This window comes from Streptomyces sp. NPDC102437, assembly GCF_044765565.1.
GTDB lineage: Bacteria > Actinomycetota > Actinomycetes > Streptomycetales > Streptomycetaceae > Streptomyces.
Genome location: NZ_JBIWKI010000109.1, coordinates 1 through 6,592, shown reverse-complemented (window position 1 = coordinate 6,592; position 6,592 = coordinate 1). Strand labels below are relative to the sequence as shown.

10 protein-coding genes and 1 pseudogene are annotated in these 6,592 nt (G+C 67.7%); 7 read left to right on the top strand and 4 right to left on the bottom strand.

Going from position 1 to position 6,592, the window contains the following annotated elements; genetic code table 11:
* Together ACIRJP_RS41800 and ACIRJP_RS41795 are read left to right on the top strand one after the other, a co-directional pair.
* A pseudogene (locus tag ACIRJP_RS41800) lies at nucleotides 1-231 on the top strand (IS110 family transposase); the annotation flags it as partial.
* Nucleotides 232-519: 288 nt separating this feature from the next.
* Complete coding sequence (locus ACIRJP_RS41795) at nucleotides 520-1,038, top strand: hypothetical protein (RefSeq protein ID WP_404186352.1); 519 nt, start codon at nucleotides 520-522, stop codon at nucleotides 1,036-1,038.
* Nucleotides 1,039-1,187: 149 nt separating this feature from the next.
* Here the strand turns inward: ACIRJP_RS41795 and ACIRJP_RS41790 are convergent, their stop codons facing one another.
* Together ACIRJP_RS41790 and ACIRJP_RS41785 are read right to left on the bottom strand one after the other, a co-directional pair.
* On the bottom strand, nucleotides 1,188-1,841 hold the full coding sequence (locus ACIRJP_RS41790) for a hypothetical protein (RefSeq protein WP_404186350.1): 654 nt from the start codon (nucleotides 1,839-1,841) through the stop codon (nucleotides 1,188-1,190).
* Nucleotides 1,838-2,446 (bottom strand): hypothetical protein, encoded by a 609-nt coding sequence (locus tag ACIRJP_RS41785; protein ID WP_404186354.1) that lies wholly within the window; start codon nucleotides 2,444-2,446, stop codon nucleotides 1,838-1,840. The genes ACIRJP_RS41790 and ACIRJP_RS41785 overlap by 4 nt, the downstream gene beginning before the upstream one ends.
* Nucleotides 2,447-2,642: 196 nt before the next feature.
* Between ACIRJP_RS41785 and ACIRJP_RS41780 the strand changes: the two genes are divergently transcribed.
* Nucleotides 2,643-3,224, top strand: a complete 582-nt coding sequence (locus ACIRJP_RS41780) for a DegT/DnrJ/EryC1/StrS family aminotransferase (protein WP_404186348.1) — start codon at nucleotides 2,643-2,645, stop codon at nucleotides 3,222-3,224.
* Nucleotides 3,175-3,567 (top strand): hypothetical protein, encoded by a 393-nt coding sequence (locus tag ACIRJP_RS41775; protein WP_404186356.1) that lies wholly within the window; start codon nucleotides 3,175-3,177, stop codon nucleotides 3,565-3,567. The genes ACIRJP_RS41780 and ACIRJP_RS41775 overlap by 50 nt, the downstream gene beginning before the upstream one ends.
* A 65-nt stretch (nucleotides 3,568-3,632) precedes the next feature.
* Here ACIRJP_RS41775 and ACIRJP_RS41770 read toward each other — a convergent pair whose 3' ends face one another.
* Entirely contained in the window at nucleotides 3,633-4,034 is a 402-nt protein-coding gene (locus ACIRJP_RS41770; protein WP_404186346.1) for a hypothetical protein, read from the bottom strand.
* Nucleotides 4,035-4,570: 536 nt separating this feature from the next.
* Here ACIRJP_RS41770 and ACIRJP_RS41765 point away from each other — a divergent pair.
* From ACIRJP_RS41765 to ACIRJP_RS41755, 3 genes are all read left to right on the top strand, one after another.
* Nucleotides 4,571-4,930 (top strand): hypothetical protein, encoded by a 360-nt coding sequence (locus ACIRJP_RS41765; RefSeq protein ID WP_401878806.1) that lies wholly within the window; start codon nucleotides 4,571-4,573, stop codon nucleotides 4,928-4,930.
* Nucleotides 4,931-5,020: 90 nt separating this feature from the next.
* Nucleotides 5,021-5,440 (top strand): thiol-disulfide oxidoreductase DCC family protein, encoded by a 420-nt coding sequence (locus tag ACIRJP_RS41760; protein ID WP_404186344.1) that lies wholly within the window; start codon nucleotides 5,021-5,023, stop codon nucleotides 5,438-5,440.
* Nucleotides 5,441-5,449: 9 nt separating this feature from the next.
* The gene (locus ACIRJP_RS41755; protein ID WP_404186342.1) at nucleotides 5,450-5,875 is read left to right on the top strand and encodes a serine hydrolase; all 426 of its coding nucleotides are present in this window, start codon (nucleotides 5,450-5,452) and stop codon (nucleotides 5,873-5,875) included.
* Between the two features lie 95 nt (nucleotides 5,876-5,970).
* Here ACIRJP_RS41755 and ACIRJP_RS41750 read toward each other — a convergent pair.
* Nucleotides 5,971-6,592, bottom strand: a 622-nt coding sequence (locus tag ACIRJP_RS41750) for a group II intron reverse transcriptase/maturase (RefSeq protein WP_404186340.1), incomplete at its 5' end; no start/stop codon positions are given.

The following is a 6,592-nucleotide window of genomic DNA, read 5'->3' as shown; positions in this document are numbered from 1 at the left end:
GACGCTACTGCCGGCGCCTGCTGCGGGTCTTCTACATGTCAGCCATGGTCGCCGCCCGCTGCTGCCCTGTCTCCAAGTCGTTCTACGAACGCAAGCGAGCCGAAGGCAAGACTCACAAGCAGGCCGTCATCGCCCTCGCGCGCCGCCGCCTGAACGTTCTCTGGGCCCTGATAACGTGACGGCCGAACCTTTCAGATCACCGCGCCACCCAGCCCCGTCCCACTGGGCTGACACCCTCACAACGAGTCATCAACCGGCCTTGACAACCACATTGGGAATCAGTAGCTGCCGGGACATGGTGAGCGACGCCCGGTTCTGCCAGGGGGATTGGGAAGACCACGGCTGATCCGAAAGACACATCCCGCCTGGGACTTCCGACTTCGACGACGGCGACGAACTCACCCGGCGCTGCCATCCCTGGAGGCTCTGTACGATCACCGAATACTGGGCGCTGATTTGTCTGTCCTGTGCGGAGATCAGCAAGTGGTGCCCTGTCCGGAGAGTTGAGGGAGTAGGCGGGTGTCCGCTTTGGACTTCTACGCTCACGTCGCCGTTTGCGGTGAGGCCCTGGAAGTTGGCCTCGGTGCCGACCCGGAAGCCTGGGAGGCCGCTCTGGGGGCGACATGCCTCGACGTTCCCGGTGGTGGCCTAATGCGGCGGGACTACGGGCTCGTGGAAATCAACTTCTCGCCGGACCAGCCAGGGCGGCAAGGGCGGATGTCATGCTTCGGGTTCGGCGTGAAGATCCAACGACTGCTGTACGACCAGTCCCCGAACACCGTGCCGTCCCCGCTCTCGCGGGAGTACGGGGAATTCGCACCCAGAGTCCCCTTCAAGGAACTGCAGGGCGCCATCCTGGCACTGGGCCACACGATCGAACTCGACAAGCACAACACGTCGAGTGACATGGACTGCTACCGCGTATCCGCGTCCGCCGCCCGCATCCACGTTATTGCTGACCCTGACCCGTACGGGTCAGGCGACCCAGATCCAGACGGACATCAGAGGGGCGACGTCTGGTCCATCGACGTGTGGTGACCGGCCGGCGCCCTCTCGGTAGCGTCCGCGATATCTCTTCGCTACGAGGAGTGCTGGGCAACGATCACCTGCGCGGCGGGCAACGATCTGAAGAGCGCGCCACCCAGCTGATCAGCCACACTTAAGCCCCCCGTGCCTCGTCCAAGCGGCTAGCCCGCAGGCCAGTGTGGGTTCGGCATGCCGTCATCGCGCATGTGCGCCCGCTGCCAGATCCCGTTCCAGTTGAACGGGGTCTCCGGGACGAACCGGTGGCGCTGCCCGCACGGACATGGCGCCAGTACCCACGCGCACCCACGGCACAGCTCCACCCAGCCGTGCCCGGTCGAGTTCGACATCAGCGGTCTCCCGTCCCCGCAGGCTGGGCAGCCGGGGAGATCGACGCCGTCCAGAAGTGCGTTCTGTCGCCGGACGTACTCGGGCAGCCGCAGCGACGGATGGCGAAACGGATCTTCGTACCAGGCGCGGTTGGGGCCCTCCCACCAGCTCCGCAGCCACCACGGCCGAGGGTTCGGTACAGCCCGCTGCCCGGCCTGCTTCTCCGTCCGACGCTGCACGGCGTACTCCTCTGCCCGCACGAGCCACAGCACCCGCGCCTCGTGCAGTTCCTCCACCGCCCGCGCCAGCGCATCCGGGTCCGCCTCCAGCCGCCGGGGGATCGCGGCGCTGAGCGTGAGGTGGTGGTATGTCGCCCGCAGGCCGTAAGGAGCGAAAACAGTGAGACATGTGCGCAGCGCGCTGTGCCGCCGGTGGAAAGGGAGCCGGGCGTCGTGCACACGCGCCCGGTGGGTCAGGAAGCTGGTCATTCTGTGAGCTCCACATCCAGTGCCCGGGCCAAGGCGGCCGTGACGGCGGCGGCGTGTGTCGGCAAGTGTTGTTCGGCCCAGGTTCCGGCAAGGCTGTGGAAGTCCCGCAAGTCCGCCTGGGCACCGGTGACGAGCGCGCGCACCTGGTCCCCCGGCAGGTCGATCACCGGGCTGCCCTCCTTGGCGTGGGCGTCGAGAGTCAGCCGGACGGTGTCGCCGACACGTTCGGCCGCCGAGGACGGGTCGTGGCCGAAGTAGGAGCAGCCGGTGCCGTCTAGCACCTTCCGCCAGTCCCGCCAGGTCTCCAGGCCGTTGCAGCAGCCCGGCTCTACGAAGACGGTGTCGGTGGCTATGTCAGTCACCCGGAACCCGCCGGCGGCGAACAGGTTGGGCATGGTGAGCAGCCCGTGCAGGAACGCGTCGAGCGGGTCGGTCGGGCACGGCCCGTGCTCCTCCTCCGGCTCGAAGTTGGTGCAGTCTGCGATCCGCAGGACCTCCGCGGGAGTCAGCTCCCCGTCCAGTACGAGGTAGCCGTACGACTCGTGCTCGCCAACCGGCCAGAGCGCGAAGTCGTCGGCAGCGAAGATCCCCAGAACGGGTTGCATCACAATCACACAGGGATGATGCCGGACCCCACTGCCACACCGCCACGGGCTTTAGCTGCGGCATCGGGCTCGCCGGGTGCCCGCTACCTGAGCAGTTTCGCGGTTCGCTCCGGGTAGGCGGTGCCGACGTAGAGCATGGCGGTATGTTCGGTGATGCGAAAAAGCCTCATGAGCTTGAGCGGGTCGCCGGTAGTGAGTGCTTCGCCTGCGGGCAGGCACAGTGACACAAGGTCACAGGGGTGTTGTCGGAGGTGGTCGATTCGTTGCTGCGCAAGCCCGCTTGGCCGTGCGCACCCGCAGCGCAGATCGACCGCTCCTGCCGCGTCCTGGGCGGCACCCGCCCCAACCCCTCCGGCCAGGCCGCCCACCTGCCGCACGCCGCGTTCCTCGCCGCCACCTACGCCTCCCGGGACCGCACTTCGCCTGGCCGCCGATCGGCGACGCCGACCGCGAGGCTGTGGCCCGTCATCCTGAGAAGGCCGTCTCGATCCCGGACCGCTCCGGTGTCGTCGCTGACCTGGAGGACACTCTCGCCGCCTACCTCGGCGTCCGGCACGTCGCCACCCCCTGCACCGGGACCGCCGCACTGCACTCGATGTATGCCGCGGCCGGGATCGGGCCGGGGGACAAGGCGATCGTCCCGTCGCTGGCCTTCCACGCCACTGCCACCCCGCTTGAAGCGCGCGGGCAGCCTCGACACCCGGATCCCGAACCCCTGAGGACAGCGCATGGGCGACCCTCCCCGCCTCCCAGGCGAGTTCGGCCGTGCGCCGGGTGACGTACCCGCGGGCGGCCCTGGTGCCGAGCAGGTAGGCGTACGCAGTCACCGGGACATGGTCCGGTCCGCGATGGCTCTCGACCAGGTCCCCCACCGCCGCAACGGCCTGCCCGGCACTCGTCAGCTCGTTCGGCAGGGGCATGCCGCCGTCCTCGGCGGAAAGCAGGCGCCGAGCCGTTCGCAGCGCCCCGCGGGCCCTGTCCAACTGTGCGGCCAGGTCAACCTCGACCGGCGACTGCGCCTCCTCCGCGCCCGCTTCCAGCCGGTCCCGCATCCGCCCGACGACTTGCTCCAGCTGCAGCGCCGCGGCGGATCGGAACACCGGATCGGCCGAGGACGGTAACGCCTCGGCTGCCGCCCGCAGATGTTTGCCCGCGATGTCGTAGAGATCGCCCAGGGTGGCCACGGTTACCGGTCCCGTACGGCGGCAAGGGCGTCGGCGCCGGACCTCGCATGCCCGGCGGCCCGCTCCAGAACAGCCCGCCCCTCCCCCGACTCCGCCGCTGCCACCCGGTCCAGTGCGGCCTGCACGAGGCGCAGCAGCCGGACATGAGGGACGAGAGCCGCGGCTCCCGGAGGCACGGGCGGCAGGTCGTACGGCCGGCCGTGCTCGGGCAGGGGCAGCAACTGGCGGCCTGCCGAACAGGCCTGAGCCGCGACCATCGCCTCCAGCTCGTCCCCACCGCCGTCCCAGGTGACCGCGTCGGCCACGCGCCCGACCAGGTCGAAGGCGTCCCAGACGGCCGCCAGGGCACCAGAGAGCTCGGCCGGCTCAGGAGCCGAGAAGCGGACCAAATGAGCTGTGGACATGAGTTGACCTGTGGACAGCCGGTGCCGTCGGGTCCCTGGAGCAGATGCCGGGCGTGTGCGACGGGCGCCCGTGGCCGTCCAGGTGCGCGAGGCCAGTTTTCGGTTGCGGAAAGTACATCCCTACGTGGCCGGAAGGGCCCCTGCGCGGAGTCCGCCCTGGCATGATCAGGTTCCCGTCAACAAGAGCAGGAAGCACCCTGATTTTCAGAGTCGATCGCACTTTGGAGTCGTCTGCCGGTGATGGGCGCATGTCCGGTGTGCCCTGGATCGCAGCAGGGTGCGAAAGGTACGAGGTCCAGGAGTCAGGAGACGGACGCTTCCATGTCCGTGATCGAGGAGCGGAGCTGAAATTGGGAACCTCATCGCCCCAGAACGGCGGTCCCGGCCGGCCGGGATGTGTGATCGGCCTGTTCTGGATAGAAGAGAGCAGAGTGTGTCTGGGCGCGCCTCCGGCCGAAGAGGGCTCTGGGGTGTTCCTCTCCCCTACCGAGTTGTCAGTCACCGGCCCTGAACAACATGTCTGGGGCTGGGGGGATGTGACGGATCTCCAGGTTCTCGACGTACCGGTGCGCTCGGCTGCCGTCCGATGGGCGACCCGGGTGACGACGGTTGCCGCGGCGGCCCTCGACGCCTGGGTTCCGGGCAGTCCGCCGCAGATGACTGTGGTGGTGCATGCCCAGGACCAGCGCGTCGAGACGCTGGTCCTCTCCGCCGCGGACACCGCGTACACGCAGCGGGAAGTCGACCTCTCGCTCGGTCTGCTCTCCCACTTCGTGCGGGGCAGCGCCTCACCTTCGACCCTGACACAGTGGTGGGCAGAGAACCGACCGACCGAGGTCCTGCGCTCACGTCGCCGGGAAGCCGCTCTGGAAGGGTGGCTGGCTCCCCTGCTGTAGCCCGCGACCGCACCAGGCCGTTACTCTCCCGCGTCACGCATCCCGTCCTGTTCCTGCTTCTGTTCACGGGAAGGAGAAGGGCCACCAACGATGGACGACACCGCCATGAGCCCCACAGCCGGCACCACTGAACTGCACAGCGTGCTGGCGTTCGACGGCGACTGCGGCTTCTGTCAGGCCGCCGTGCGGCAGATGCAGTTCCGGGCCAGACCCCGGACGAAGGCCGTCGCCTGGCAGACCCTCCCACCGGAACTGACCCAGGCCCACCTGGAGCGCCTGGACAGAGAAGTTCTGCTGTTCGACGGGGGCCAGGTGCGCTGTGGCGGTGCCCCCGCCCTGGCCGGATTTCTCAGCTCCTCCCCCTCCCGCAGGTACCGGCTGATAGGGCGCTGCCTGCGGCTTCCCCCTATCAGCCTGGCAGCGCACGCCATCTACCGAACGGTGGCCATGAACCGACATCGCATGCCGGGCGGTACAGCGGCCTGCGCACTGCCCCGCAACACCAGCTGAAGGCGCGCCATGCCCCCTGTAGCCACCTGCATTCTCAGCAGCACCCAGGCCCCCCAGGTCAGCCACGGCCACGACCTCGACCGCTTTGTCCAAATCGGCTCGCTGACCAAACCACTCACCGGGACTCTGCTCGCCCAGCTGGTTGAAGCAGATGTGCTCCAACTCGACGACCCACTCGATCAATTCCTCCGCATACCCGCCGGGACCGGCATCACCCTGCGGCACCCTGGGGATCATCCGCTCACGCACGGGAACCGGCCGGAAACTGCTGTCTCTGATCTGATCCCGCAGTCTGCCGAGAAACATCTCGACTCGCTGCCCGGCTTCGATGGAGCGGGCGGTCTTCCCGTCCACTCCGGCCGTGCGGGCACCCTTGTTTCCCCGGACACGATCCCACGCCACCAACAGGAAGGCGGGATCGGCCAACACCGGTAGGCCGCTGGCGAGGTGCCGTGTTACCACGGTCCTGCTCCAGCGGCCCCCGGTCCGAACCACGCGGGCACCTTTCGGTGCACGTAGCTCTCCAGCGACTACTCCGTGAATTGCGCGGTTGGTTGCCCCGTATGAATGGCCACATGACAGCGGGTGCAGACCACGAGGGTTTTTCTCCGCTTCTTTGCCATGTGTTGGGCCCACGGGGGCTGTGGTCGTCCGGACTCGGTGAGATCGGCGAGCTTTCGGACCTGGTGGACTTCCACTTGGCCTATCTGCTCGCACAGTTCACACTTGCCCATGCGGAGCCGTGTAATCAGCTCTTTGCGGGCAACGGGTCGGACTACCGGACGGTCCTGTAGTACCGCCTTCTTCTGCCGCTTCAGCGGGATTTCGCCGAACCTTCCGACCAGTGGTTTCCTGCCTGCTCGTTGGACGCTGGCCTCATAGCATGTCCGTGGTCCATCTGGTGTCGAGATCTTGGCCCTGTATTTGCGAGCCATCGCTGACACCGTCGAACGATGCTTGGCGGCAAGCGTCTTGAGCATTGAGGTCTGTGCGACCCATTTCAGCCGGCTCAGTCTCCAGACGTCGCCGGCCAGCAGGTAGTACTGGACGAGCCCCCGGGCCTTGACCCCGAATCCTGGACACGAGTTATGCGGCTGGTGCCAGCGTAGTTGGTGTGTGTTGGAGGGCGTTCTCGAAGGCGATCGGTGATCG